The organism is Acidovorax sp. GW460-11-11-14-LB4, assembly GCF_059423685.1.
Window position 1 is genome coordinate 47,148 of sequence record NZ_JBWKYJ010000016.1, and the last position, 24,697, is coordinate 71,844.

Sequence of the window (24,697 nt, forward strand, 5' to 3'; positions counted from 1 at the left end):
GGAACCTTTCAGGACTCTGCCGTGAAGCCGACCTTCTTCACCAGCGGGCCCCAGCGCTCATATTCGGTCTGTTGCGAGGCCAGCATCTCCGCAGGCGTAGAGCCCTTCGCGATGAGCCCCACCACGGCCAGGCTGTCCATGACGGCCTTGTCCTTGATCGCTGCGTTGATGGCGGCGTTGGCGGCAGACACCACGGCTGCTGGCGTGCGGGCCGGGGCGTAAAAGCCAAACCATTCCTCGGTCGTGAGTTCTGGAAAGCCCTGCTCTGCAAACGTGGCGACCTCAGGCGAAAACGGAGAGCGCGCCTGGCCTGAGGTGGCGATCAGCCGCAGCTTGCCCGCCTTGTGGTTAGGAATGAAGTCTCCGCTGGGCGTGACCATCGACGCGATCTGCCCGCCCACCACATCGGTTACGCCCGGGATGGAACCGCGGTACGGCACATGCTTGAGGTCCACGCCGTTGTTCAAGCCCAGCAGCGCACCGATGAAGTGTGGCGTCGAGCCTGCAGCGGGTGAGCCGTAGTTCGCCTGCCCGGGGTTGGCCTTGGCCCAGGCCAGAAAGTCCTTCACCGTCTTGACGGAGGCAGGCACTAGCGGCCCCACAGCCAGACCATGGTGCATGACGGCGCCGATGGACACCGGCACAAAGTCCTTGGCCGGGTCGTAGCTCAGGCGGCTGTAAATGTGCGGGTAAATGGACGTGCACGAAAACGGCGACAGCGTGAGCACGCTGCCATCGGCGGGCGCCCCCTTGAGCGACTCCAGCGCGATGCGGCCGCCCGCGCCGGGCTTGTTTTCCACCACCGCGGGGTTGCGGGTGTAGGGCGATCCCGCCAGCTTCTCGCCCACCCTGCGCGCCACGCTGTCGCCCGCGCTGCCTGCGGGAAAGCCGTAAAAGATCTTGACCTGGTCGATGGTCTGCGCCCAGGCGGCCAGCGGCGACAAGGCCCCCAGCACAGAGGCGCAACCAACGTGGTGCATGAACTGGCGGCGGGTGTGCATCATCATGTGTCTCCTGTGGATGGAGCAGTCATTATTTTTTGACGCCCTTGCACATTCAGTCATCGCGATGACATTTGGACTCAGGGAATACGCGCACGCGCCTGTACAGCACACAGTGGCGCAGGAGACACTCTCACCATGTTGGTCAAACTGGCGCCCCCTACCCTCACCGATCTGCTGCTGCACTCTGCCTGGTTCCCGGCCCTGGACAGCGCCGCCCAGCAGCGGGTGATGGACGATGTGCGCGAGGTCGAAGTGCCCCAGGGCGGCGCGCTGTGCCGGCGCGGCCACACCCCCGTGCACTGGTATGGCGCCATCGAGGGGCTGCTGAAGTGGACGGTGACCTCCGGCGATGGCCGCTCGGTCACGCTCGGCGGACTGTCGGCGGGAAGCTGGTTTGGCGAGGGCACCTTGCTGCGCGGCACGCCGCGCACGGCCGACGTGATCGCACTGCGCCCCAGCCGCGTGGCGCTAGTGCCGATGGAGACCTTTGAATGGCTGCACGCTACGCAGCGCAGCTTTGACCACTTTCTACTGCGCCAGATCAACGAGCGCATGCACTGGTTTCTGGGCAACTTCACGGCCCACCATCTGCTCGATACCGACAGCCAGGTGGCCCGTGCACTCGCCGGCCTGTTCCACCCCTGGTTGCACCCGGGCAGCGACACGCACCTGCAGGTGTCGCAGGAAGAGATTGCCAACCTCTCGGGCGTGTCGCGCCAGCGCTGCAACGCGGCGCTGAAGCGGCTGCAGGCAGCGGGCCTGTTGGAGATTGAATACGGCGGCATCACCGTCACCGACCTGGAAGGACTGCGGCGCCAGGTGGAATAGCGCTTTCGCTTGGACTCGCTGGGGCACGGGCTATTGCCCTGCCACCGCCCCGTCCGCAGCTATGCAGGAGTGTGGTGCGCTTGGATGAAGGCAACCGCAGCGGCCACCACCGCGTCAGGCTGGTCGCGGTGCGGAGAATGCGCGCAGTCCGGCAGCTCCAGCAGCCGGGTCCCCGGCACGCGTTGGGCAATGCCCCGGATTTGCGCTAGGGTGCCGTACTCGTCGTCACAGCCCTGGATGGCCAACACGGGTGCGCCGATCTTGGCAACCTCGGGCTCGATGTTCCATGTGCGAAAGGCTGGGTCCAGCCAGATACGGTTCCAGCCCCAAAAGGCGGAATCCACATCGTCGTGGTAGCGCCCCAGCTTGTGGCGCAGATCGGTCTGTTCGTAGGCCTCCCGCGCGCGTTCGATGTTTTGCACCGTCACGTCTTCCACAAAGATGTGCGGCGCCATCACCACCAGACCTTGCACGCGCTGCGGCCAGCGTGCAGCCAGCAACAGGGCAATCGATGCGCCGTCGCTGTGGCCGAAGAGCCAGGCGGCTTCCTGCACGCCCAGTGCATCGAGGAATGCGGGCACCACCTCGTGTGCCTGCTGGTGCATGAAGTCCACGCCCCACACCTCGTCCGCGCGCCGGGGTGTGGACCGGCCATAAGCAGGGCGAGAGAACACCAGCCCCCGAAACCCACCCGCATCGCACAGCTGGCGTGGGAAGTCCTTCCACATCGCCACAGAGCCCAGGCCCTCATGCAGGAACACCACCAAGGGGGCAGTGCAGCGCTCGGGGGCTATCCACTGGTACTCGATATGGACCATGCGGTTGCGCCAGCGCACTGGCACATGCTCAGTGCGCCCCACGGGGCTGGGTGCAACGCCGTTGGCACTCACGCCCGCTGCTCCCGCTCGCGCAGCCGAAAGCGCTGGATCTTGCCGGTGGCCGTCTTGGGCAGCTCGGGCAAGAATTCGATCAGACGCGGGTACTTGTAGGGCGCCAGGCGTTCCTTCACAAAGGCCTTGAGTTCATCCGGTGTGACCGCCTGGCCGTCCTTGAGCACCACAAAAGCCTTGGTCTTGGTCAAGCCGTCGGCGTCCTGCGTGCCGACCACGGCTGCCTCCAGCACGGAGGTATGCTGCATCAGCGTGGCCTCCACCTCGAAGGGGGACACGTAAATGCCGCTGACCTTGAGCATGTCGTCGCTGCGCCCGGCGTAGGTGTAGTAACCCTCGGCATCGCGCACATATTTGTCGCCGCTTTTGGTCCACGCGCCCTGGAATGTCTCGCGGGTCTTGGCGCGGTTGTTCCAGTACATCAGCGCAGCGCTGGGGCCCTGGATGTAGAGGTCGCCAATCTCGCCCTGCGCCACCTCGCTGCCGTCTTCGCCGCGCAGGGATATCTCGTAGCCCGGCACCGGTTTGCCCGTGGTGCCGTAGCGCACATCGCCAGGGCGGTTGGACAGGAAGATGTGCAGCATCTCTGTCGAGCCAATGCCATCGATGATGTCGCAACCGAAATGGTCCTTGAAGCGCTGTGCGATCTCGGCCGGCAGCGCCTCGCCAGCAGACGAGCACATGCGCAGCGCCACCGCACTCTGGGAAGGCAGGCGAGGCGAGGCCAGCATGCCGGCAAAACCGGTGGGCGCCCCAAAGAACACCGTGGGCTGGTGGCGCGTCCAGCGCTCGAACGTGGCGTCTGGCGTGGGTCGCTCCGCCATCAGCACCACTGTGGCGCCCACTGACAAAGGGAAGGTCAGGCTGTTGCCCAGCCCATACGCAAAGTAGAGCTTGGCAGCCGAAAAGCACACATCCTTGTCGGTCAGGCCCAGCACCGCCTTGCCATACAGCTCGGCCGTCCACCACAGGCTGCCCTGCGTGTGCACCGTGCCCTTGGGCTTGCCCGTGGAGCCCGAGGAATAAAGCCAGAACCCAGGCTCGTCCGGGCCGGTGCGGGCGGGCGCAGTCAGCGCGGAGGTGCTGGCGATGGCGACCTGCATGTCCACTGCCCCTGCAGCCAAAGTGCCCTGCGGCTGCGACACCACGCAAGCACGCACCTCATGGTGGGGTGCCAGGGCCAACGCCTCGTTCAGCACCGGCAGCAATGCGCCGGAGACCAGCGCCGCCTGCGCGCGGCAGTGCGTCAGCATGTAGGCGTAGTCGTCGGGCTTGAGCAGGGTATTGACCGCCACCGGCACCACACCCGCGTACAGGCACCCCAGAAACGCCACCGGCCAGTCGCTGGTGTCCAGCATCAGCAGCAGCACGCGCTCCTCGCGCCGCACGCCAGTGTTGGCCAGCACCGCCGCCAGCCGCCGTGCGCAGTCTTCCAGCGCGCTGTAGCTCAGGGTCCCCCGGTCATCGATGTAGGCGATGCGGTCACCCCGCGTGCGGTTGAGAGCAAACAGATGCTCTGCAAAATTGAACTGTTCCGGAAGGCTGTTCATGGGGTGTCTCCGTCGCGATGGTGTTGTCGTTTGGGGGTGGGGCTGAGGGGTCAGCAGCCCAGCGCCGCGAGCACTTCTGGGCTGGCCTGCACCGCACTGCGCTGGTGGTAGAAGTCCAGCGCCCGCAAGCCGCCCAGCTCGGCACCACCACCAGCCCGGCCGGGCCCGCCATGCAGCGACATAGGCATGACATTGCCGTGGCCCGTGTGCGCAGTGGCCACTGCCGGCGTCACCACATGCACACGGCCATTGCTCGCAGCCAGCGCAATGGCGGCCTGGGCCAGGGCCTTGTCGTCGGAGCCATAGAGCGAGGTCACCAGCGAGCCCTGGCCACGCTGCGCAAGGGCCAGCGCATGGGGCAGGTCGTTGTAGGGCAGCAAGGTGGCCACCGGTCCAAAAACCTCCACGTCATGAACGATGGAGGCCTTGTCGGCATCGCGCGCGCCCAGCATCACCGGGCCGACGCAGGCGGCCACTGCAGGGTCGGCATCGACCAGCGGCCGCGTTCGGCCGTCATACACAAGGTCGGTATGGCCCCCCAGGGCGGCAATGCCTGCCTGCACCCCATCGAACTGGGCGCGGCTGACCAGCGAGCCCATGCGCACTTCCGGGTTGCGGGGGCTGCCCACCACCACGCGGGCCAGCTGGGCGCTGACAGCCTCCGCCACCGCAGCGTACGACGCAGCGGGGACGAGGATGCGGCGGATCGCGGTGCACTTCTGGCCGGACTTGACGGTCATCTCACGGACGACTTCGCGCACCAGCAAGTCAAAGGCGGCGCCGCCCGGCTCTGCGTCGGGCATCAGTAGCGCGGCATTGAGGCTGTCCGCCTCGATGTTGGCGCGCACCGAACGCTGCGCCACCGCCGGATGCGCGCGGACAACGCCCGCCGTCTCGGCAGAGCCGGTGAACGACATCACATCAAAGGGTTGCAGCGCATCCATCAGGCCCGCCGAGCTTCCCGCGATGATCGACAGCGCGCCGGCGGGCAACACCCCCGCGTTCACCACGTCCTGCACCATGCGCTGGGTCAGCCACGCCGTGGATGTGCCGGGCTTGACGATGACCGGCATGCCCGACAACAAGGCGGGCGCGGCTTTTTCCCACAGCCCCCAGGCGGGAAAGTTGAACGCGTTGATGCACAGCGCCACCCCTGGCCTCGGCACCTGCAGGTGCTGCGACTGAAAGACCGGTTCCTTGCCCAGCCTGACGGCATCCCCGTCACGCAGCACGCGCACATCGCCCAGCGCCTCACCCCATTTGGCGTATTGGCCGAGCGTGAAGATGCCGCCGTCGATGTCCACCGCAGAGTCCGTCTTGACGGTGCCGGAATTGGCGGTGGCGATGTCGTAATAGCTGTCGCGGTGCGCCTGCAGCACCTTGGCGACCGCGCCGAGCATGGCGGCCCGCTCACGATAGGTGGCAGCGCGTAGCTCAGCTCCCCCCTGTTCGCGGGCAAACGCAAAGGCCTCGGGCAGATTCAACCCCGTGGCGTCCACCCGCACCAGGGCGGTGCCCAGCACAGGATCGCGCAGCTCAGTGCCAGGCCCCGTTCCGTGTTGCCAGCGGCCGGCAACGTGGTTGGCGAGCAATTCAATCATGCAGGCGTTCTTTCAAAGCAAGAGGGTCCATGGGGGGAGCAGCGCAGGCGCCAGCCCTAGCGTGTGAACTGGATCTGCCCCTCGGGCAACAGGTACAAAACCAGCGCCCTGCCGCGCGCCACCGTAGGGTGGTGGGCACTGCCGGGCGGGTAGACGCACCAGCCGGCAGGGTGGCCGTCAAACAACGCATCGCCCTCCAGTGGCATGATCAAATCGATTTCGCCCTGCGGGTGGGTGTGGTGGGGGCCAGCAATGTTTTGCATGTCCACCACGTCCACAGAAAACCGGTGCAAGGCATCTTCGGGCTTGAACACACGGCCATAGCGGATGCCGCCGCCTTCGCGTTCACACAGCCCGCCTTCACGTGCGCCCTGAATGCACGCCTCCCGCAAGCGCTGGTAGGTCGCACTGGTGGGGCCGTGCGCGGTGTTCAGCCATTGCGCCAGAGCGGCATCCAGGGGTTTGCCAGCGAGCTGGGCGGTCACATCAACCAGGGCTTGGTGAAATGCAGTTTTGTCGGACATGGGCAGTGGGTGCAGCTAGAGTCGGGGCCCAATCTGCACCGTTTTTGATCCACCGCCTTGCGCGCATCCAAAACATGCAGTATTTTGCCAATTTATGAACCATAGTTATCTCAAAGATCCATGTCAAGCACTATAGTGCATGAATGGCGTTTTCCCTGAGAAGACCAGGGCGCTCCATGAAAAGGATGGGTATGAATGAAACAGAAACGGCGGGGCTGCTGGCCCCCGCCTCCGCGCAGGAGGGTGCGCCGCCATCGGCCGAGGAGCCCAAGAACCCCCTGCTGGTGGCGCTGGGCGAGCGCGTTCGCAACCTGCGTGCGCAGCGGGGCCTGACCCGCAAGGCAGTGGCCGTGGCTGCCGATGTGTCGGAGCGCCATCTGGCCAACCTGGAGTACGGCACCGGCAACGCCTCCATCCTGGTGCTGCAGCAGGTGGCCCATGCCCTGCACTGCTCGCTGGCGGAGCTGGTGGGTGACTTCACGACGCAATCGCCCGAATGGCTGCTGATCCGCGAATTGCTGGAACACCGCAGCGAGCCCGAACTGCGCCGCGCGCGCCTGGCGCTGCACGAGCTGCTGAGCGGAGGGCACAACGACACCGCAAGGCACCGCCGCATCGCGCTGGTGGGTCTGCGGGGGGCTGGCAAATCCACCCTAGGGCCTTTGCTGGCGCGCGAGCTGGACGTGCCGTTCATTGAACTGAGCCGCGCCATCGAGGCCCTCGCCGGGTGCAGCGTGCGCGAAATCCACGACCTGTACGGCACCACCGCCTACCGCCGCTACGAGCGCAGGGCGCTGGAAGAAACGATACAGATCCACAGCGAGGTGGTCATTGCCACGCCGGGCGGCATTGTGTCGGACCCCGCCACTTTCAACGAGCTGCTGGCCCACTGCACCACCGTGTGGTTGCGGGCCGCGCCCGAGGAACACATGGGGCGCGTGGTCGCCCAGGGCGACATGCGCCCGATGGCCGCCAGCAAAGAGGCCATGGACGATCTCAAGCGCATCCTGGACGGGCGCGCTGCTTTTTACTCCAAGGCCGAAATCACGGTAGATACCTCCGGCCAGACGCCCGAGCAAAGCCTGCAAGCCCTGAGTGCCAGTGTGCGCAAGGCCATGGCCCGGGCGGCGTAAAACCCCGCACTCCCCCTGAGCGGCTGCAGCCCGGACACGGGCGCCGCAGCGCCCACGCCCACGCCCATCCCGGCACCGCACAGCGCCACCGCCACGGTGGCCTGTGCAGTTCGCCCCCTCACACCCCTGCGCAACCCTCAGCGACGCTGCACATCCGCCCGACTGCCATCGGCAAAAAAATGCATTGACATACCGAACAACATGCATGATGATGCACATCAATAACAAGTCATAAGCACTATATTGCATTAATTCTCCACGGAGACCTCATGGCAGACCTCACCCACGTTCCCGAACGCGTTGACTACCGCACTGATCCCACGCAGTACCGCCACTGGACCTTGTCGGTCGAGGGTGCCATTGCACGGCTGTCCCTTGACATTGCGGAGGACGGCGGGATTCGTCCTGGCTACAAGCTCAAGCTCAACAGCTACGACCTGGGGGTGGACATTGAGCTGCATGACGCGCTCAACCGCATCCGCTTCGAGCACCCCAGCGTGCGCAGCGTCATCGTCACCAGTGGCAAGGACCGCATCTTCTGCTCGGGCGCCAACATCTTCATGCTGGGGGTATCCAGCCACGCCTGGAAGGTCAACTTCTGCAAGTTCACCAACGAAACGCGCAACGGCATTGAAGACTCCTCCAAACACTCAGGCCTCAAGTTCATTGCGGCCGTGAATGGCGCCTGTGCAGGCGGCGGCTACGAGCTGGCACTGGCGTGCGATGAAATCATCCTGGTCGATGACCGGTCGTCTGCCGTATCGCTGCCCGAAGTGCCTTTGCTGGGCGTACTGCCCGGCACCGGTGGGCTGACACGCGTCACGGACAAGCGCCGCGTGCGGCACGACTTGGCCGACATCTTCTGTACCAGCGTGGAGGGTGTGCGTGGCCAGCGCGCGGTGGACTGGCGCCTGGTAGACCGTATTGCCAAGCCCGCGCAATTTGCAGCCACGGTGCAAGAGCGCGCCACTGCCCATGCGCAGACAAGCACCCGCCCCAGCGGCGCACAAGGCATTGCCCTGCCCCGCGTGGAGCGGCAGGACCATGCCGACGGCATGCGCTACCAGCACGTGACGGTGGACATCGACCGCGCACGGCGCACAGCCACGCTGTGCATCAAGGCACCTCAAGGGGCGCAACCCGCAGACACGGCCGCCATTGAAGCAGCGGGCGCCGCCTGGTGGCCGCTGGCACTGGCCCGCGAGCTGGACGACGCCATCCTGAACCTACGCACCAACGAACTGGACATTGGCACCTGGCTGCTGAAGACAGAAGGGGATGCGCAGGCGGTGCTGGCCAGCGATGCCATCTTGCTCGCGCATCAGGACCACTGGCTGGTGCGCGAGACCATCGGTGCGCTGCGACGTACGTTTGCCCGTCTGGATGTGTCCTCACGCAGCCTCTTCGCGCTGATCGAGACGGGATCGGCTTTTGCCGGCACCCTCGCAGAACTGGCCTTAGCGGCAGACCGCACCTACATGCTGGCCCTGCCCGACGCGCCAGAGCAGGCCCCAACGCTCACCCTGAACGCATTCAACTTTGGCCTGCTGCCCATGGTGAATGACCAAAGCCGCTTGCAGCGCCGCTTCTATGAAGAGGCGGGCCCGCTGGAAGCGGTCCGCGCTGCCGCGGGCCGGCCGCTGGAAGCAGACAGCGCACTGGCGCTGGGCCTGGTCACGGCAGCCCCCGACGACATCGACTGGGCCGACGAAATCCGTATCGCCATTGAAGAACGCGCCGCCATGTCGCCCGATGCGCTGACCGGCCTGGAGGCCAACCTGCGCTTTGCCAGCAGGGAGAACATGAACACCCGCATCTTCGGGCGCCTGACCGCGTGGCAGAACTGGATCTTCAACCGCCCCAACGCCGTGGGCGAGAAGGGCGCGCTCAAGGTTTACGGCACCGGCCAGAAGGCCGGGTTTGACCAGACGCGCGTCTGACCCCCTGCCCTGCATTCGATTTCCATCCAGAGGAGCACCCCATGAGCAGCATCAACTACAGCGAGAAGATTCCCAACAACGTGAACCTGGGCGAAGACCGCACGTTGCAGCGCGCGCTAGAAGGCTGGCAGCCCAACTTCATCAACTGGTGGGACGACGTGGGTCCCGAGGGCTCCACCAACCATGAGGTCTATCTGCGTACCGCCGTGAGCGTGGACCCGAACGGCTGGGCCCAGTTCGGCCACGTGAAGATGCGCGACTACCGCTGGGGCATCTTTTTGAACCCAGGCGACAGCAACCGCGAGATCCACTTTGGCGACCACAAGGGCGAAAAAGCCTGGCAGGACGTGCCCGGCGAGCACCGCGCCAATCTGCGCCGCATCATCGTGACCCAGGGCGACACGGAGCCTGCCTCGGTCGAGCAGCAGCGCCACCTGGGCCTGACAGCGCCCAGCATGTACGACCTGCGCAACCTGTTCCAGATCAATGTGGAAGAGGGCCGCCACCTGTGGGCCATGGTGTACCTGCTGCACAAGCACTTCGGCCGCGACGGCCGCGAGGAGGCCGAAGCGCTGCTGCAGCGCCAGTCCGGCGACGAGAACAACCCGCGCATCCTGGGCGCGTTCAATGAAAAGACGCCGGATTGGCTGGCGTTTTTCATGTTCACCTACTTCACTGACCGTGACGGCAAGTTCCAGCTCTCGGCCCTGGCAGAGAGCGCTTTTGACCCGCTGGCGCGCACCACCAAGTTCATGCTGACCGAAGAGGCCCACCACATGTTTGTGGGCGAAAGCGGCATCTCGCGTGTGCTGTCGCGCACCGCACAGGTGATGAACGACCTCAAGACCGACGACCCTGCCAAGGTGCGTGCTGCTGGCGCCATCGACCTGCCCACCGTCCAGCGCTACCTCAACTTCCACTACAGCGTGACCATCGACCTGTTCGGCGCCGACCAGTCGAGCAACGCCGCCACGTTCTACAGCTCGGGCCTCAAGGGTCGCTACGAAGAAGGAAAACGCACGGACGATCATGTGCTCAAGGGCCAGACGTACAAGGTGCTGGAGGTCAAGGACGGACAGCTGCTGGAAAAAGAAGTGCCCATGCTCAACGCGCTGAACGAAGTGCTGCGCGACGACTTCATCAAGGACTCCATGGCGGGCGTGGGCCGTTGGAACAAGGTGCTGGAGAAGGCGGGCGTCCCCACCCGCCTGGTGGTCCCCCACAAGGCCTTCAATCGCCAGATCGGCGCGCTGGCGGGCATCAAGATGTCGCCCGACGGCCGCGTGGTGAGCGAGGCAGAATGGACCGCACGCAAGGCCGAATGGCTGCCCACGCCCGAAGACTTCGCGTTTGTGGCGTCGTTGATGGGCCGTGTGGTCGAGCCGGGCAAGTTCGCCGGCTGGATCGCGCCCCCCGTCATGGGCATCAACCGCCAGCCGGTGGATTTTGAGTACGTGCGTTTTAATTGATCGCCGCTGAGTTGCCCGTGCCGCATTCGCCCCTGGCAAGATGGCACGAGCGGCCCGGCGAAGCGGGCTCTGCGTTGTGGCACACCGAATGCCTCCACTGTATGCAAGGTCCCAGCACTGGTAGCCGGATATTGCTCGAAGAATGAATATGGACACCCACACGCTGATCGACAACGGCATCCTGAAGCAGCATCTGATCGACCCGGAGATCTGCATTCGCTGCAACACCTGCGAGGCCACCTGTCCGGTCAACGCGATCACGCACGACGACAACAACTACGTGGTGCGAGCCGATGTGTGCAACGGCTGCATGGCCTGCATCTCGCCCTGCCCCACGGGTTCCATCGACAACTGGCGTGCGGTGCCAGTGGCTCGCGCCTACACCGTTGAGGAACAGTTCAGCTGGGAAGAACTGCCGGGCGAGCTTGCCCCCCATGAACTGGTCGCAGCAGGCGGAGAGCCCGCCACAGAGGTAACGGCGCTGCAGCAAGCCCCCGAAGCGCCTGCTGAGCCGGGCACGCAGGTGTTTCGCTCCGCCCAGTACGGAGCCACGGTACCGCCCTGGTCTGCAGCCCATCCCTACACCAATCTTTTTCCGCCCAAAAACCCGACCACGGCCACCGTGGTCGGGAACTTCAATTGCACCGAGGCGGGTTATGAGAGCGAGACCCACCATGTGATGCTCGATTTCGGCAGCATGCCGTTCCCCGTGCTGGAAGGGCAATCGATTGGCATCATCCCGCCGGGCGCCGATGCGCTGGGCAAACCCCATCACGCGCGCCAATACTCGGTGGCCAGCCCGCGCAACGGCGAACGCCCCGGCTACAACAACTTGGCGCTGACCGTGAAGCGCGTGACCGTGGACCACGATGGCAACCCTGTGCGAGGCGTTGCCTCCAACTACGTTTGCGATCTGAAGGTAGGCGACAAGGTGCAGGTGGTGGGGCCGTTCGGCAGCAGCTTCCTCATGCCCAACCATCCGCGATCGCACATCGTGATGATCTGCACCGGCACCGGCAGCGCTCCCATGCGCGCCATGACCGAGTGGCGGCGCAGGCTACGCAACAGCGGCAAGTTTGAGGGCGGCAAGCTCTTGCTGTTCTTCGGCGCACGCACGCAGCAGGAACTGCCCTACTTCGGCCCCCTGCAAAGCCTGCCCAAGGATTTCATCGACATCAACCTGGCTTTCTCACGCACGCCCGGGCAGCCCAAGCGCTATGTGCAAGACCTGATGCGCGAGCGCGCCGCCGACCTGCTGGCCTTGCTGCGCGATGACAACAGCCACTTCTACGTCTGCGGCCTCAAGGGCATGGAAGAAGGCGTGGTGATGGCGCTGCGTGACATCGCCCAGGAGGCGGGGCTGAGCTGGGACGCCCTGGGTGGGACGCTTCAGCGCGAAGGGCGACTGCATCTGGAGACGTACTGAGGCGGGAATGGCATCGACCTGAGCCAAAATCAAGCCATGGCGTCCCCCAAAAAGGCCCATTGGCAGGGCCTCGGGGCGCTGCATGGAGCCCTTTCCCTTGTGTAACAGCTGCAACGCCGGAGGCTGACTGGCAGACTGGTCTGTCGTTCCTGCGAAAATAGCGGGCTTTGCCTTCGGGAGGACTCCCTCCCCCGATGCACGCGCCGCCGGACCGTCCCGCTCGGCCGTGCCCACCCAGTGCACAGCCTTCGCGGGATGACCCAACACCACCGACTCAACAGCTCACGCCTCGTGGTCCTGCTCCAGCAATGGACGCGGGAAGCCAGCGAGCGGGCCGCGCCTCCGCTACCCGCAGCCAAGCCCCCCGATGTGGCAGAGCAGCTGAGCCTATGGCTGGGAACCGTGGACGCCGTCCAGCTCAGCCGGGCGCTGCACGCGATCGAGAACCTGCCATCGCAAGCGGCCACTGCACCGCACCCGGCAATGGCGCTGAACATTACGGTACTCGCCGGCCTGGTAGCGAAGGTTCGGGCCGACCTCGAAGTGCAGCTGGCCACGAGGCCCACTGCACCCAAGCCACTGCGGGCCCGGGCGGACAACACCCCCGTGGAACTGCCCGACCCGAGGGTGGACACGGATTTCGCCACCCACGCGCCACGCTATCTGGACCTGCAAAAGCAGATGGAGCTGCGGCTGCAGCCCCTGCGGGCACAGTTGCGCCAGGCGATCGCACAAGGCGCCCCCAGATTGCGTCAGGTGGCGGCGCTGGACGCTGTGATGGAGCGCATGCTGGCACCGCGCGAACAACGGCTGTGGGCCTTGCTACCCGCACACCTGGAGCGCCGTATGGCGCACCGCCACCGGCAACACCAGCACAGGCTGACCACCCAAGGGTTGGCCGATGAGCCTGCGCGCTGGCGGCAGGCCGGAGGCTGGCTGTGGGCCTTCGAGCGCGACATGCAGGCCCTACTTGCCGCAGAGCTGCAAACGCGCATGGAACCGATCACGGGACTGCTGGAAGCAGCCCAGAACGACACAACAGGACAACAGGAATGAACAAGAGTGTGATGACAGCCATCTTCGCTGCGGGCCTTGCAGCCGCTGGCTGGGTGGGCTGGGGTTTTGTGGGCCACAGCCCGCTGGCACTGGCAATGACGGTGATGATCGCCGCCACCTACCTGCTGGGAGCCTGGGAGCTGATGCGCTATCGCGCGGCCACCGCCTCGCTGACGCTTGCGCTAGAGGCCCATCAAGAGCACCCTGCCCTGGATGCCTGGCTGGAAAGCCTCGACCCCGCACTGCGCCACCCGGTTCGCCAACGTATCGAAGGGGAGCGTGTAGCCCTGCCTGGACCTGCACTCACGCCTTACCTGGTGGGGCTGCTGGTCATGCTGGGCATGCTGGGCACCTTCGTGGGCATGGTGGTGACATTCCACGGCGCCGTGTTTGCCCTGGAGGCATCAGGCAACCTGGAATCCATCCGCAATGCACTGGCTGCGCCCATCAAGGGACTGGGTCTGTCGTTCGGCACGTCCGTCGCGGGGGTCGCCACATCGGCCGCACTGGGCCTGTTGTCCGCCCTGAGCCGCCGGGAGAGGCTGCAGGCGGTGCGCCAGCTAGATGCGCGCATCCCCACGCTATTCCGTGCCTTCTCGTCCGCGCAACGGCGTGAGGACACCTTGCTGGCCCTGCAAGCGCAGGCCCAGGCCCTGCCGCTGATTGCCGATCGCCTGCAAGCCATGATGGAAGGACTGGAGCGCCGCCACAGCCAGCTCAACGACCAGCTGCTGGCGCAACAGCAGGGGTTTCATCAAGAGGCCTCTGCCGCGTACACCCAATTGGCGCAGTCCGTGGGTACATCGCTGCAAGACAGCCTGAGCACCAGTGCCCAGCAGGCCACCGCCGCCATGCGCCCGGTGGTGGAACAGGCCATGGCGACGCTGGCACAAGAGTCCCAGCGCACCCACGAGCGGCTGCGAGAGCACACAGGCCAGCAGCTGCAAAGCCTCAGTGCGCAATGGGAGGGCACAGCACGCAAGGTGGCCGACACCTGGGCCCAGGCGCTCGACCAGCAGTCGAACACACAGGGCACGCTGATCACCCAGTTTGAGGTTGCAGTGCAAAAGCTCACGCAGACTTTCGACGAACGATCGAAAACGCTGGTGGACTCCCTGCACGTATCGGCTGCACAGCAACAGGCGGCCCAGGCGGAGTCCGACCAGCGGCGACTGCAAGGCTGGGCGCACTCCATGCAGGACATGGCTCGCAACATGGCCAGAGAATGGCATCAAGCGGGCAACCAGACGCTGGCCCAGCAGCAGGAGGTGGGCCAGGCCTTGGAGCGCACCGCACAGCAGATGGACCGGCAATTGCAAGCCACCACCCAGGCATTTGCACAACAGGCCGAAGCCCTGGTCACCACACTGCAGGCGACGGTAGCCGAAGCCCACGGTGCGCAGCGCGCTGCGGATACGCAGCGGCTCGCCGACTGGACGCAGTCCATGCACCAGATGGCCCAGAAACTCAGCGGCGAATGGCAAAGCGCGGGGGCACAAACTGCCGAACAGCACCAGACAACCGGCGCGGCACTCGCCCAAGCAGCCCAGCAGCTGGAGCACCGCCTGCAGTCAGCCAACAACGCATTTGAAGAACGCTCCGAGGCCTTGCTGGCTGCATTGCAAAGCACCGTCACCGATGCTCAGCAGGCGCAGCGCGACGCCGATGCGCAACGGCTGGCAGGCTGGAGCCAGTCCCTGGAGAGACTGGCCCACACGCTCAGCGCTGAATGGCAGCGCGCAGCCACACAGACCGTGGAACAACAGCGCGCCCTGATGCAGACCCTGGAAGACACCGCCACGCAAGTGAGTCTGCGACTGAACGCCCAGGTGGACCGTACATTGGGCAGCGCCACCGCGCTGATGGAGCAATCCGACGCCCTGCTGCGCACACGCATCGACAACGAAGCGCAATGGGTGCAAGCCCAGGGTCAGCGCATGGATGCGCTGACCCTGGTGTGGCGCGAGGAACTGACCACCCTGCGCAATGCAGAAGCCGCGCGCGGACAGGCGGCAGTGGACCGCCTGGATACTCTGCAAGCCGCCGTGGCAGAGCACCTGGCCACCCTGGGCGCTGCGCTGGAAGCCCCCCTGACGCGCCTGCTGCAGACCGCCTCCGACGTGCCGCAAGCGGCGGCCGAAGTCATTACCCAGTTGCGACAGGAAATGACACGCCTGGGCGAACGCGACAACCTCGCACTGGCCGAGCGCACGGCCATGACACAGCAGCTGGGCAGCCTGCTGCAATCCGTGAACGAAGCCGCTGTGCAGCAGCGCGCGGCCATTGACGCACTGGTGGGTTCCGCCGCCGAGGTGCTCGAACAGGCGGGCCAGCAGTTTGCACAGGCCCTGGGCGCACAGGCGGGCAAGGTGGACGAAGTGGCAGCGCAGGTCGCGGCCAGCGCCATCGAGTTGTCCAGCCTGGGGGAATCCTTCCAGCACGGCGTCGGCCTGTTCAGCGCCAGCAACGAGAAGCTCGTGGAGAGCCTGCAAGGCATGGAGGACGCCCTTCGCGAGTCCATGGGCCGCAGCGACGAACAGCTGGCGTACTACGTGGCGCAGGCCCGCGAGGTGATTGACCTGAGCATCAGCGCACAACAAGGCATCGTGGAAGACCTGCGTCGACTGCATGGCAAGGCCACAGCAGAACAAGGGGTGCTCGCGTGACCGGCGTGGACGACACCCTGGATGATGCTACCGACCAGACGGCACCGGTGTGGGCCGTCTTCGGCGATCTGATGGCGGGGCTGCTGGGTGCGTTTGTACTGATCCTCGTGGGCGTGCTGGTGGTGCAGATCGACCTGGTGGCCAGCCTGCAGCAGGAAGTGCAAAAGCGCCAGATGGAAGAGCAGCGGCGCATGGCGCTTGAGAAGGCCTTGGCCATTCCGCTGGCCAGCGGGCGCGTGACGGTGAACAATGGGCGCATTGGTATCAGCGGCAGCGTGCTGTTTGCCACCGGTTCGGACGAACTGCGTGCCGAGGGACGGCAACTGCTCAAGAGTCTGGTTCAGCCGTTGGGGGTTTACTTGCGGGAGCGCGACGAAATGCTGATGGTCAGCGGCTTCACCGACAACACCGCGCTGCTGCGCGGCAGCCAGAAGCGTTTTGCGGACAACCTGGAGCTGTCAGCCCAGCGTGCACTCACCGTGACCCGGGCTCTGATTGACGAAGGCATGCCATCGTCCCAGGTGTTCGCCGCAGCCTTTGGCGCCGAACAACCCGTGGCTGACAACAGCGACGAAAAAGGCCGTGCACAAAACCGCCGGGTGGAGATGGCCCCAGTCCCCAAGGCCGCCAACACCCGGTCCACCGAGTCTCCCCGCGCACCATGACAGATCCCCGTCTGGAGGCATTGCGTGCAGCGGGCGCGCACCACAACGACCCCGCGCGTTTTCACTACCTGGAGATCCTGGCGCGCCGCCTGCCCGGCCAATCAGCGGCCGTGCAGCGGCTGTTGGCGCACAAGCTCGATACGGCGCTGGCGAGCTACCCCGAAAACCCGCCCCACACACCTCCATCTCAGGACAACCAACGCCCCGCCCCTGCAGTATCTGCGCTGGCACAACTGAACCAAACCCTGGGAACCCCTCGGCGCAGCATCGCCAGGGACGACCCCTTTGCGATGGACATCGCTCCATTGCCTGCGCTCAAAAGCGTGCGCCATTTCAGCGAGGTCTGGTCGCACATCGCCGCCGAGCAGCAGGTGGTGCAGGCCCTGCACAGGGGGCCTGAGAACGCCGGGCCACTCAACGCCCACAAGCTGATGCTGCGCTCACTGAACCTGATGCGCTCCTTGTCCCCCGACTATCTGCGCCATTTCATGGCGCAAATGGACACCTTACTGTGGCTGGATCAGGCAAGCACCCGAGCCACAAGCCCCGCTCCGCGTTCGGTGCGCAAGACACGCAACAAGCCATAGACCGATAGATCCGCAGGCCTGCAACCAGAGCACAAACCACTGCTGTGTAGTCCCCGGCCCAACGCCCGGGGCGATGGAAACTGGCGCTTCGGCGCCTCCAACCGCTGACGCGAAACGTCACAGTACGTGGCTAGGCCATTGTTTTCAATACTGGAACAGTTAGTTTGCGACTTGGTGGTTTTTCCCTGAACACCATCGGCGTACAGTTCATCCCATCGATGAGCCGAACCCGCAAGGCGACTCACCGAACCCGGTTCAGGAATGGTTTTTGACCCGGCTTTTTTGAGACGCTTTTTTAGCTTTTAAGGATTTCCATCATGAACAAGACCGCCCGTTTCCTCTCCGTCGCCGCTGTTGCCGCTTTCGCCGCTTTTGGCGCCCATGCCGATGAAGCCGATGGCTCGCAATTTGCCCTGAAGTTCGACACGAACCGCACCCGCGCTGAAGTGCAAGCCGAAGCTGTAGTGGAAGCCAAGACCCACAACATGGAACCCGCAGGCTCGCGTGTGGTGACCTACAAGTCCACCGCTGACCGCGCTGCCGTGCGTGCACAGGCTGCCGAAGCCGTGCGCACCGGCCAGATCCCTTCGGGCGAATTCAGCGCCATGTAATTTGGCAGACCAACTGCTTGGGTTGGATTGAAGCAGTTGCGGGACTTCCCAGGGTGGTGGCACTTCGCGCGGTGCAGGTGCTGCTGTCATGGGGAGTGTTAACTGAACCGCAGGGGCGGGCAGGCAAAACGGGCTCCCTCTGGGAGCCCTTTTTGTTGCGTGCGAACACAAGCAAAACGTCGAACGCCTGTTGCATCTCCAAGCCGAAAGCCTTCGCGTCATCGCGAAAAACGAGCGTTCGCTACGCGCTCCCGGCCTTCAATGCCGCGCGTCGTTCAGCAAACTGCGCAGCCCACTCGGATACCGGCATAAAGCTGGGGTCCGAACGCACCACACGCTCCGTCTGGGCCCAGATGGCTTCGTCATCCTGATCCAGGTCCAAAGGATCACCGTGGGGCTGGCTCACGTACCAAGGAGTGTCCAGATAAACCTCCACCGTGTTGTCTTCCGGGTCCATGCAGTAAATGGATATCGCATTCCCGTGGTTAAGCCCGCGCATCTTCGACGCGCCCAGTGCCAAGGCGCGGCGACGCGCCTCGCGCAGATGATCAATGGTCTGGACCTTGAAGGACAGCTGCATCACGGTGCTCGGGGCATCTTCACCCCGCCCTCCAGCCAGCACCAACTGGTGGTGCTGATCACCGCGCCCGCTCAGAAACACGATCTCGAAGCGAAAGGTCACGCCCTCGCCACGATCAGTCTCCTGCATGTCGAACACTCCGGTATAGAAAGCCTTCATCACCTCCAGGTCACGGCAAAAAATGCCACAGTGAGCGAGATTGGCGGTATAGGGTGGGTTCACGTTGCGAGACTCCATGGGTTCAGGGAATGAGGACCAGCTTGCCCAGCGTGCCACCGATGTCCAACAGCTCGTGGGCCTGACGAACCTCTTCCAGTGGCATGCGCATGGCACGCGGTGCACGCACCTGGCCACTCGCCATGAGCGCAATGGCTTGCTCCATCAAGCTGCGGCGCTGAGCCACATCGGCATCCACCGCATGAATGGAGAAGGTGCGTATCGCCAGACTCTTGGCGAGCAGTTTGCGAAGCTCATCGAACACATCACTCGATGGTGGGCCTGCAAGGATGTTGTACGACACCGCCATGCCTGAGGGGGCCAGCGACCGCAGACAGGCGATAAACAGCGCCGCCCCCACATGATCAAAAGCGAGATCGACGCCACGCCCCCCAGTGAGCTCCATAACGCGTTGCGGCAGGGCCTGCACATCGCCATCAACAAGTTCGCTAACTCCGTTTTCCAAGGCGAACTGGCGTTTTTCTGGGGTTGATGCAGTACCGATGACGCGCAGGCCTCGCGAGCGCGCCACCTGGGCCAGCGCGGTGGCAACCCCACCTGCTGCACCGGGGATCAGGATCGCTTTAGCGGGTAGGTTGCCGTTGCTGGCCAGCAGCGCCAGTGCGAGCTGGAAGTTACCGAGACTCACCGCGTCCTCGAACGCAATGCTCTCAGGCAGCACAAATGGCACAACTTCGGGCACGCAGATCGCCTGCACGTAGCAGCCCCCGCGCTGTGGCAACTCTCGTGCACTGACCAGCACGCGATCACCCACAGACAGGCGGGTGACGCCCTCACCGATGGCATCGACGACACCGGACAGCTCATTGCCGGGCACGGCGGGCAGTGGGGGCATCCATTTGTAAGTACCGTTGCGAATCAGAACGTCCGGCCCACCTGCGCCTATGGCATGAGCCCGGACGCGTACCTGGCCCTGTCCGGGATGAGGTACAGGGATGTCCACCAAAGACAGAACCTCCGGACCACCCGTGACCTGGAGCTGCACGGCCTTCATCGTGCCAGTGGAAGAAGTCGCCATGTCTAACCTCAGCGCTGGCCGTCGTGTACAGACACCTGCTCGCGCGTCAGGCCGCCCAGGCGCGAGTGGACGCGTCCGCCATCGGCCATCACCAGTGCGAAAAGGATTTCGTCGGGGCGGGGCGCGTCCTGGATCCCCACCTCGGCACTGTTGAAATGGCTGCGGACATAGGCCGCATGGATGTAATGCAGTGGCACCATCAAGCGGTAGCCCGTAGCGGCCACGGCCTTCGCCGACGGCACGATGGCTTTGGGTTCACCCAGCACTTGTCGCATTGCCCAGCCCCCCGCTTCATGCCAGACGGCGCCATGCTCCAACTCGCCATTCACGCCGACGATGGCTGCCTTGCTATAGGCCTGTACTTTTTCCTTGCCCAGCGTAGCCACCAGCTCTTCAGCGAGCATCGTACCGAGGGTGCGCAGCTCGGCCATGAAGGGCAGCAGATCTGGCTCATAGCGGCCAGCGTAAGGATTGCGAATCACAGCGCAAGCAGAGGCGATACGCAGCGGCGTGTCTACGGGTGGTCCGCCCTCGTGGTACACCGTTTCAATGGTCAGGCTGCGTTTGCGGATAGCGATCAAGTTCATTCAAAAGTCCTTCGACAAGGTGATTGGAGTCATTGTTTGGGAATCTTGGCATCAGCCACTACCTGCTGCCATTTTTCGATCTCGTGGCTCACCATGACCTTCATTTCCTCGGGCGTGCTACCGCGCGCTTCGCCGCCCATGTCCTCCAGACGCTGCCGTACTGCAGGCGCTTGTAGCGCACGAAGCACCTCCGCATTGAGGCGATCAACGATCGGTCGGGGTGTTCCTGCGGGCGCCAGAAGGCCGGCCCACGAGCGCACGTCGTAGCCCGTCACACCTTGCTCCACGACGGTGGGAACATTGGGCAGGCCTGCCCACCTTTGGGGGCCGGTGGTTGCGATGGCGCGCAGCTTCCCCGCCTGGATGTTGGTCAATACCGCGGTCGGCGGAGCGATGATGAATGGCACATCGCCTGCCAGCAGCGCCGTGATTGATGCAGCATCGCCCCGATAAGGAACGTGCAAAAGATTGACTCGCGCCATCTTGGCCAGCAGCTCGCCCGCCAGATGGTGGGTTGAGCCCACGCCCGCAGTCCCGTAGCCAACCGATCCCGGTGCGGCCTGCGCGTTTGCGATGACTTCACGCAGGCTCTGGACTTTCGAATTGGCGTTGACAACCACCAGGAACGGAAAGAAGGTGATCGTGGAAACCATCTCGAAGTCCGCAACAGACTTGTAGGGGAGCGTGTTGTAGAGAGCGCCCGCCACCGCATGCCCCCCGGTGGCGAGCAGCAACGTGTACCCGTCGGGCTTTGCCCGCGCTACCGTGGTGGCGGCGATGGTGCCGCCAGCTCCAGACTGTGCCTCCACCACCACAGCCTGGCCCAAGGCTTTGGCCATCTCTGCGCCCACAGCGCGGGCGATGGCGTCCGCATTTCCACCAGGAGCGAACCCCTGATAGAGCTTGATCGCTCGCTCGGGATAGGCTTGGGCCAGGGCCGGCAGCGCCGACCATCCAAGAGCGGCCGCGCTGCAGGCGGCCAGGACGTGTCTTCTTTGCATGGTGTTTGTCTCCGTGGGCGGCGGCCGCGTGGGGCCTTGCTCTACCCTTGCAGGGTCTGGATGGAAGATCGAACGGGTAAATGGCGCCAGACGATGGTCAGCCCTGCGCAACCACTGGATTGCGCAGCACGCCGATGGCTTCAATCTCCACTTCCACGACGTCGCCAGGTTTCATGAACTGCGGCGGCTTCTTGCTCCAGCCCACGCCGGCAGGAGTGCCAGTGATGATCACGTCACCGGGGACCAACGTAAAAATGGTGGAGGCATACGCAATCAGGCGGGGGATCGAAAAAATCATGTGCCCTGTATGGCTGGACTGCACCACAACGCCGTTCAGACGCGTCTCCAGCTTGAGTTCGCGACCAGGCGCGATCTCGTCTGCAGTCACCATCCAGGGACCGAAAGCACCAGTGGATTCGAAGTTTTTGCCGGAGGCGATCTGCTTGGCATGGAACTGCCACTCACGCACGCTGGCATCGTTGTAGCAGCTATAGCCTGCAATGTGCGCCCAGGCGTCCGCCTCGCTGATGTCACGACCTTCCTTGCCAATCACTACGGCCAGCTCGCCCTCCCAATCCAGCGACTCCGAAACATGGGGACGGACGATCGGACCTTGATGTGGCGTCTGTGAACGCCACACGCGCAAGAAGATCGGCGGCTGCTCGGACAGCTCGCGCTGCATGCCAGCAGCGAGCACCTCCTGGTGGTGATCCATGTAGTTGCGCACCGCGCAGACAATTTTTTCGGGGCGAGGAATCACCGGCAGGAACGTCACTTCAGCCAACTTTGCGTCGGCCTTGAGATCTGCCACCAACGCATCCCGGCGCGCGAAGTCCGGGCTTGCGATGAAGCCAGCCAGCGTGGCATGGCCGGTTCGGATCGCCAGTTCGGCAACACCGTCACCGAGGACGGCACCCCAGGTTTCACGGCCGGCGATTGAGTAGGACATCAGTTTCATGGGTTTCCTAGAAAAGGGATGAAAGAGGAATCTGAGAAGGCACAACGATCAGAACTTGGACTTCTGGATCTTCTAATCTAGTGCATGAATGCATTTTTATGCACAAAATACAAATTATGCGTAGTGGTTTACACCGAGCGATTTGAGGGAACTTGCTTGGCCCCTTGTGCAAGAAGAGGCACTTGCAGACAACGGAAATGGGGAACTCAGAAGCGAAAAAGCCCACATGCGCGATGCATGCGGGCTCTGCACCACGCGAGTCGGGTGCGACCAGGAATGAGGAGGGGCAGGGCTGCCCAGGAACCGGCGAAATGCCTGTACCTAGACCATGCTCTGGCTCGCAATGGCAGTGGAGGGTCAGCCTCCCTGACCGTGCTCCAGCTTGCTCAGCACCGAGAGCACATTGCGCTCGGTACTCAAGATGTGCTCTTGCAAGAGTGCACAGGCGGTATCTGCATCGCGCCGCAGCGTAGCGTCCATGAGCTTACGGTGCTCGCTGGATTTGTGCTTAAAGGTCTTGCGAAAGCGCGCTGAAAACCGCCGGTAACGCTCCGCCTGGTCGAAGAGGCTTGCACTCCACGTCCGCAGGCGCTCTGATGGACTGGCTGAAATCAGTGCCATGTGAAAGGCAGTGTGCACGTCCGTCCACCCTTGGTCCAAAACGACCGGACCATCGCTAAGTCGGCCTTCTACCTTCTCCAAGCGGTGAAATGCCCCCACTACTTGCGCCTCCCACACGTCGTCACCGTGGGCAATCGATTCGCGCAGCGCCTGCACATCAAGCATCACACGCATGCGCGTGATGTCGCCCAAGTCCTCTGCAGAAATCGCCGTTACACGAAACCCTCGCCGTTCATCTGCCCGGATCAACCCCTCCTGGGCCAGACGACTCAGCGCCTCCCGCAATGGACTGCTGGAAAAGCCGTAGGCAGCTTGCAGTTCATCGAGCTTGAGCTTGGCGCCTGGACTGTAGGTGCCATTCAACACATCCCTGCGCAATTGCGCGAAGGCCTGATCCACCAGGGGCGGGGTGCGAGGGGATGTGTCTGTTTTGTACATGTTTTGAATTTTATGCATAAACTTCAGACATTGAAAGAACGAAAGAATCTCAATGAACACCAACCAGATGACACGTCCTATCCGCCTCCTCGCCATCTCCGGAAGCCTCCGCCGCGCGTCGCACAGCACTGCCGTGCTGCGAAGCCTCCAGCCGCTGCTACCTTCTGGAACCACACTGGAGTTGTTCCCTCTCGACGAGATCCCCATGTACAACGCAGATCTGGATGGGGAGCAACCACCGCCTCCAGTCGTCCAGCTCAAGAACGCCATTGAACGTGCGGATGGCCTGGTACTGTGTTCTCCTGAGTACAACTACGGCATACCCGGGGTACTCAAGAACGCGATCGACTGGGCTTCACGGCCGGGATTTGCATCTCCTCTCAAGGGCAAGCCCGCGCTCATCATGACGGCGTCGCCAGGCACGGCAGGGGGAGTGCGGGCACAGGCCCAAATTCGTGACGCATTGGCAGCCACACTGGCACGCCCCTTGGTGCGGCAGCACATCGCCATTGCTGGAGTCGCCGCGCGCATACAAGACGGTCACTTAGTGGACAAGCCTACTCTGGATATCATCCAAACAGGATTGCACGAGCTGGTCGAGGAGATCCGGTGGATCGCCGCGCGCAGCCAACAAGTCTGAGACAGAAGTCGCTAATAAGACCGGGCTTTAGCGGCCAGTGCCGATAGGGCTGGACTCGGCATCCAATCTTTGAATATGTGCCGGGTCACCCGAATGGAGTTCGCTCATGAAGATCGCCGTCTCAACTGTGGTTGCCGCACCGTTGAAAGAAGTCTGGCGGGCATACACAACACCCGAAGACATCAAACAATGGAATACAGCGTCCCCAGACTGGCACACGACCACCTCGTCGGTGGATCTGCGGCCAGGTGGCAAGTTCTCCTCTCGCATGGAGGCGAAGGACGGCTCATTCGGGTTTGACTTTGCAGGTGAATACACCAAGGTTGTGCCGTGCCAGCTCATCGAATACGCCTTCGGGGATCGAGCAGGACTCGTTGAGTTCAACGAGAGCACGGACGGAGTCAAAGTTACGGTCACATTCGACGGGGAGCAAACGCACTCCGAAGAGCAGCAGCGAGCCGGCTGGCAGGCTATCCTGGACAACTTTTCTCGCCACGTGGTCGCAAAGCTGGCGCCGCAATAGCGGCCAGCTCGCGGAGCCTCTTGCCCGTACATGCGACCTGCCCGAGGTCCGCATCCGCGCTGCGCTGCAGTCAGTGGCCGTGTTCGACCACCCCGACCGCAGCCAGCGCGGTCGCACCATCACGCATGCACACTACTTTGACCT

At 63.9% G+C, this 24,697-nt stretch carries 23 protein-coding genes and 1 pseudogene; 13 read left to right on the plus strand and 11 right to left on the minus strand.

Annotated elements, in window-relative coordinates; translation table 11 throughout:
* Window positions 1–8: 8 nt before the first annotated feature.
* Window positions 9–1,001: a Bug family tripartite tricarboxylate transporter substrate binding protein gene (locus AC07X4_RS08810; RefSeq protein WP_494739876.1), complete on the minus strand. Its 993-nt coding sequence runs from the start codon at window positions 999–1,001 to the stop codon at window positions 9–11.
* A 138-nt stretch (window positions 1,002–1,139) separates the two neighbouring features.
* Between AC07X4_RS08810 and AC07X4_RS08815 the strand changes: the two genes are divergently transcribed.
* Window positions 1,140–1,832, plus strand: coding sequence for a Crp/Fnr family transcriptional regulator (locus AC07X4_RS08815; protein WP_015015681.1), 693 nt, complete (start codon window positions 1,140–1,142; stop codon window positions 1,830–1,832).
* A 59-nt stretch (window positions 1,833–1,891) separates the two neighbouring features.
* Here AC07X4_RS08815 and AC07X4_RS08820 read toward each other — a convergent pair whose 3' ends face one another.
* From AC07X4_RS08820 to AC07X4_RS08835, 4 genes are read right to left on the minus strand one after another with little or no spacing between them, the layout of a single operon-like run.
* The gene (locus AC07X4_RS08820) at window positions 1,892–2,722 is read right to left on the minus strand and encodes an alpha/beta fold hydrolase (RefSeq protein WP_494739864.1); all 831 of its coding nucleotides are present in this window, start codon (window positions 2,720–2,722) and stop codon (window positions 1,892–1,894) included.
* Window positions 2,719–4,272, minus strand: a complete 1,554-nt coding sequence (locus tag AC07X4_RS08825; RefSeq protein ID WP_494739865.1) for a benzoate-CoA ligase family protein — start codon at window positions 4,270–4,272, stop codon at window positions 2,719–2,721. Before AC07X4_RS08825 ends, AC07X4_RS08820 begins: the two co-directional genes overlap by 4 nt.
* A gap of 50 nt (window positions 4,273–4,322) precedes the next feature.
* Window positions 4,323–5,873, minus strand: a complete 1,551-nt coding sequence (locus AC07X4_RS08830) for a 3,4-dehydroadipyl-CoA semialdehyde dehydrogenase (protein ID WP_494739866.1) — start codon at window positions 5,871–5,873, stop codon at window positions 4,323–4,325.
* Window positions 5,874–5,929: 56 nt separating this feature from the next.
* Window positions 5,930–6,397: a 4-hydroxylaminobenzoate lyase gene (locus AC07X4_RS08835; protein ID WP_494739867.1), complete on the minus strand. Its 468-nt coding sequence runs from the start codon at window positions 6,395–6,397 to the stop codon at window positions 5,930–5,932.
* Between the two features lie 191 nt (window positions 6,398–6,588).
* Between AC07X4_RS08835 and AC07X4_RS08840 the strand changes: the two genes are divergently transcribed.
* The 9 genes from AC07X4_RS08840 to AC07X4_RS08880 all read left to right on the plus strand — a co-directional run bounded on the left by AC07X4_RS08840 (window position 6,589) and on the right by AC07X4_RS08880 (window position 17,950).
* Window positions 6,589–7,530, plus strand: coding sequence for a helix-turn-helix transcriptional regulator (locus AC07X4_RS08840; protein ID WP_295939800.1), 942 nt, complete (start codon window positions 6,589–6,591; stop codon window positions 7,528–7,530).
* Window positions 7,531–7,799: 269 nt separating this feature from the next.
* Window positions 7,800–9,470: a 2,3-epoxybenzoyl-CoA dihydrolase gene (gene boxC, locus AC07X4_RS08845; RefSeq protein WP_494739868.1), complete on the plus strand. Its 1,671-nt coding sequence runs from the start codon at window positions 7,800–7,802 to the stop codon at window positions 9,468–9,470.
* Window positions 9,471–9,511: 41 nt separating this feature from the next.
* Window positions 9,512–10,939 (plus strand): benzoyl-CoA 2,3-epoxidase subunit BoxB, encoded by a 1,428-nt coding sequence (boxB, locus tag AC07X4_RS08850; RefSeq protein ID WP_056746952.1) that lies wholly within the window; start codon window positions 9,512–9,514, stop codon window positions 10,937–10,939.
* A 148-nt stretch (window positions 10,940–11,087) separates the two neighbouring features.
* A complete protein-coding gene (boxA, locus tag AC07X4_RS08855) occupies window positions 11,088–12,365 on the plus strand; it encodes a benzoyl-CoA 2,3-epoxidase subunit BoxA (RefSeq protein WP_494739877.1) in 1,278 nt (425 codons plus the stop codon).
* 255 nt (window positions 12,366–12,620) lie between these two features.
* Window positions 12,621–13,421 carry a DUF3348 family protein gene (locus AC07X4_RS08860; protein ID WP_494739869.1) on the plus strand — a complete coding sequence of 267 codons (801 nt, stop codon included), beginning with the start codon at window positions 12,621–12,623 and terminating at the stop codon, window positions 13,419–13,421.
* Window positions 13,418–16,087: a DUF802 domain-containing protein gene (locus AC07X4_RS08865; RefSeq protein WP_494739870.1), complete on the plus strand. Its 2,670-nt coding sequence runs from the start codon at window positions 13,418–13,420 to the stop codon at window positions 16,085–16,087. The genes AC07X4_RS08860 and AC07X4_RS08865 overlap by 4 nt, the downstream gene beginning before the upstream one ends.
* The gene (locus AC07X4_RS08870) at window positions 16,084–16,752 is read left to right on the plus strand and encodes an OmpA family protein (protein ID WP_288851983.1); all 669 of its coding nucleotides are present in this window, start codon (window positions 16,084–16,086) and stop codon (window positions 16,750–16,752) included. The genes AC07X4_RS08865 and AC07X4_RS08870 overlap by 4 nt, the downstream gene beginning before the upstream one ends.
* Window positions 16,749–17,339 carry a DUF2894 domain-containing protein gene (locus tag AC07X4_RS08875; protein WP_494739871.1) on the plus strand — a complete coding sequence of 197 codons (591 nt, stop codon included), beginning with the start codon at window positions 16,749–16,751 and terminating at the stop codon, window positions 17,337–17,339. Before AC07X4_RS08870 ends, AC07X4_RS08875 begins: the two co-directional genes overlap by 4 nt.
* Window positions 17,340–17,656: 317 nt before the next feature.
* A complete protein-coding gene (locus AC07X4_RS08880; protein ID WP_015013846.1) occupies window positions 17,657–17,950 on the plus strand; it encodes a DUF4148 domain-containing protein in 294 nt (97 codons plus the stop codon).
* A gap of 241 nt (window positions 17,951–18,191) precedes the next feature.
* Here the strand turns inward: AC07X4_RS08880 and AC07X4_RS08885 are convergent, their stop codons facing one another.
* The 6 genes from AC07X4_RS08885 to AC07X4_RS08910 form a co-directional block, all read right to left on the minus strand.
* The gene (locus AC07X4_RS08885) at window positions 18,192–18,767 is read right to left on the minus strand and encodes a VOC family protein (RefSeq protein ID WP_056746959.1); all 576 of its coding nucleotides are present in this window, start codon (window positions 18,765–18,767) and stop codon (window positions 18,192–18,194) included.
* A 4-nt stretch (window positions 18,768–18,771) separates the two neighbouring features.
* On the minus strand, window positions 18,772–19,785 hold the full coding sequence (locus tag AC07X4_RS08890; RefSeq protein WP_494739872.1) for a zinc-dependent alcohol dehydrogenase family protein: 1,014 nt from the start codon (window positions 19,783–19,785) through the stop codon (window positions 18,772–18,774).
* An 8-nt stretch (window positions 19,786–19,793) separates the two neighbouring features.
* Window positions 19,794–20,372, minus strand: a complete 579-nt coding sequence (locus AC07X4_RS08895) for an amino acid synthesis family protein (protein ID WP_056066523.1) — start codon at window positions 20,370–20,372, stop codon at window positions 19,794–19,796.
* A 29-nt stretch (window positions 20,373–20,401) separates the two neighbouring features.
* Window positions 20,402–21,373, minus strand: coding sequence for a Bug family tripartite tricarboxylate transporter substrate binding protein (locus tag AC07X4_RS08900; RefSeq protein ID WP_494739873.1), 972 nt, complete (start codon window positions 21,371–21,373; stop codon window positions 20,402–20,404).
* A gap of 97 nt (window positions 21,374–21,470) precedes the next feature.
* Window positions 21,471–22,331, minus strand: coding sequence for a fumarylacetoacetate hydrolase family protein (locus AC07X4_RS08905; RefSeq protein WP_121942015.1), 861 nt, complete (start codon window positions 22,329–22,331; stop codon window positions 21,471–21,473).
* 357 nt (window positions 22,332–22,688) lie between these two features.
* Window positions 22,689–23,408, minus strand: a complete 720-nt coding sequence (locus AC07X4_RS08910; protein WP_099731987.1) for a GntR family transcriptional regulator — start codon at window positions 23,406–23,408, stop codon at window positions 22,689–22,691.
* Between the two features lie 34 nt (window positions 23,409–23,442).
* On the opposite strand from AC07X4_RS08910, the gene AC07X4_RS08915 reads away from it, so the two are divergent.
* The 3 genes and pseudogenes from AC07X4_RS08915 to AC07X4_RS08925 all read left to right on the plus strand — a co-directional run.
* A complete protein-coding gene (locus AC07X4_RS08915; protein WP_494739874.1) occupies window positions 23,443–24,030 on the plus strand; it encodes an NADPH-dependent FMN reductase in 588 nt (195 codons plus the stop codon).
* Window positions 24,031–24,136: 106 nt separating this feature from the next.
* Window positions 24,137–24,553, plus strand: a complete 417-nt coding sequence (locus AC07X4_RS08920; protein WP_494739875.1) for an SRPBCC family protein — start codon at window positions 24,137–24,139, stop codon at window positions 24,551–24,553.
* Window positions 24,554–24,584: 31 nt separating this feature from the next.
* A pseudogene (locus AC07X4_RS08925) lies at window positions 24,585–24,697 on the plus strand (cytidyltransferase); the annotation flags it as partial.

Coding starts and splice junctions, on each gene's coding strand:
- AC07X4_RS08810 (WP_494739876.1), bottom strand. CDS start 1,001: ATGCACACCCGCCGCCAGTTCATGCACCACGTTGGTTGCGCCTCTGTG.
- AC07X4_RS08815 (WP_015015681.1), top strand. CDS start 1,140: ATGTTGGTCAAACTGGCGCCCCCTACCCTCACCGATCTGCTGCTGCAC.
- AC07X4_RS08825 (WP_494739865.1), bottom strand. CDS start 4,272: ATGAACAGCCTTCCGGAACAGTTCAATTTTGCAGAGCATCTGTTTGCT.
- AC07X4_RS08830 (WP_494739866.1), bottom strand. CDS start 5,873: ATGATTGAATTGCTCGCCAACCACGTTGCCGGCCGCTGGCAACACGGA.
- AC07X4_RS08835 (WP_494739867.1), bottom strand. CDS start 6,397: ATGTCCGACAAAACTGCATTTCACCAAGCCCTGGTTGATGTGACCGCC.
- AC07X4_RS08840 (WP_295939800.1), top strand. CDS start 6,589: ATGAATGAAACAGAAACGGCGGGGCTGCTGGCCCCCGCCTCCGCGCAG.
- boxC (WP_494739868.1), top strand. CDS start 7,800: ATGGCAGACCTCACCCACGTTCCCGAACGCGTTGACTACCGCACTGAT.
- boxB (WP_056746952.1), top strand. CDS start 9,512: ATGAGCAGCATCAACTACAGCGAGAAGATTCCCAACAACGTGAACCTG.
- boxA (WP_494739877.1), top strand. CDS start 11,088: ATGGACACCCACACGCTGATCGACAACGGCATCCTGAAGCAGCATCTG.
- AC07X4_RS08860 (WP_494739869.1), top strand. CDS start 12,621: ATGACCCAACACCACCGACTCAACAGCTCACGCCTCGTGGTCCTGCTC.
- AC07X4_RS08865 (WP_494739870.1), top strand. CDS start 13,418: ATGAACAAGAGTGTGATGACAGCCATCTTCGCTGCGGGCCTTGCAGCC.
- AC07X4_RS08875 (WP_494739871.1), top strand. CDS start 16,749: ATGACAGATCCCCGTCTGGAGGCATTGCGTGCAGCGGGCGCGCACCAC.
- AC07X4_RS08880 (WP_015013846.1), top strand. CDS start 17,657: ATGAACAAGACCGCCCGTTTCCTCTCCGTCGCCGCTGTTGCCGCTTTC.
- AC07X4_RS08885 (WP_056746959.1), bottom strand. CDS start 18,767: ATGGAGTCTCGCAACGTGAACCCACCCTATACCGCCAATCTCGCTCAC.
- AC07X4_RS08890 (WP_494739872.1), bottom strand. CDS start 19,785: ATGGCGACTTCTTCCACTGGCACGATGAAGGCCGTGCAGCTCCAGGTC.
- AC07X4_RS08895 (WP_056066523.1), bottom strand. CDS start 20,372: ATGAACTTGATCGCTATCCGCAAACGCAGCCTGACCATTGAAACGGTG.
- AC07X4_RS08900 (WP_494739873.1), bottom strand. CDS start 21,373: ATGCAAAGAAGACACGTCCTGGCCGCCTGCAGCGCGGCCGCTCTTGGA.
- AC07X4_RS08905 (WP_121942015.1), bottom strand. CDS start 22,331: ATGAAACTGATGTCCTACTCAATCGCCGGCCGTGAAACCTGGGGTGCC.
- AC07X4_RS08910 (WP_099731987.1), bottom strand. CDS start 23,408: ATGCATAAAATTCAAAACATGTACAAAACAGACACATCCCCTCGCACC.
- AC07X4_RS08915 (WP_494739874.1), top strand. CDS start 23,443: ATGAACACCAACCAGATGACACGTCCTATCCGCCTCCTCGCCATCTCC.
- AC07X4_RS08920 (WP_494739875.1), top strand. CDS start 24,137: ATGAAGATCGCCGTCTCAACTGTGGTTGCCGCACCGTTGAAAGAAGTC.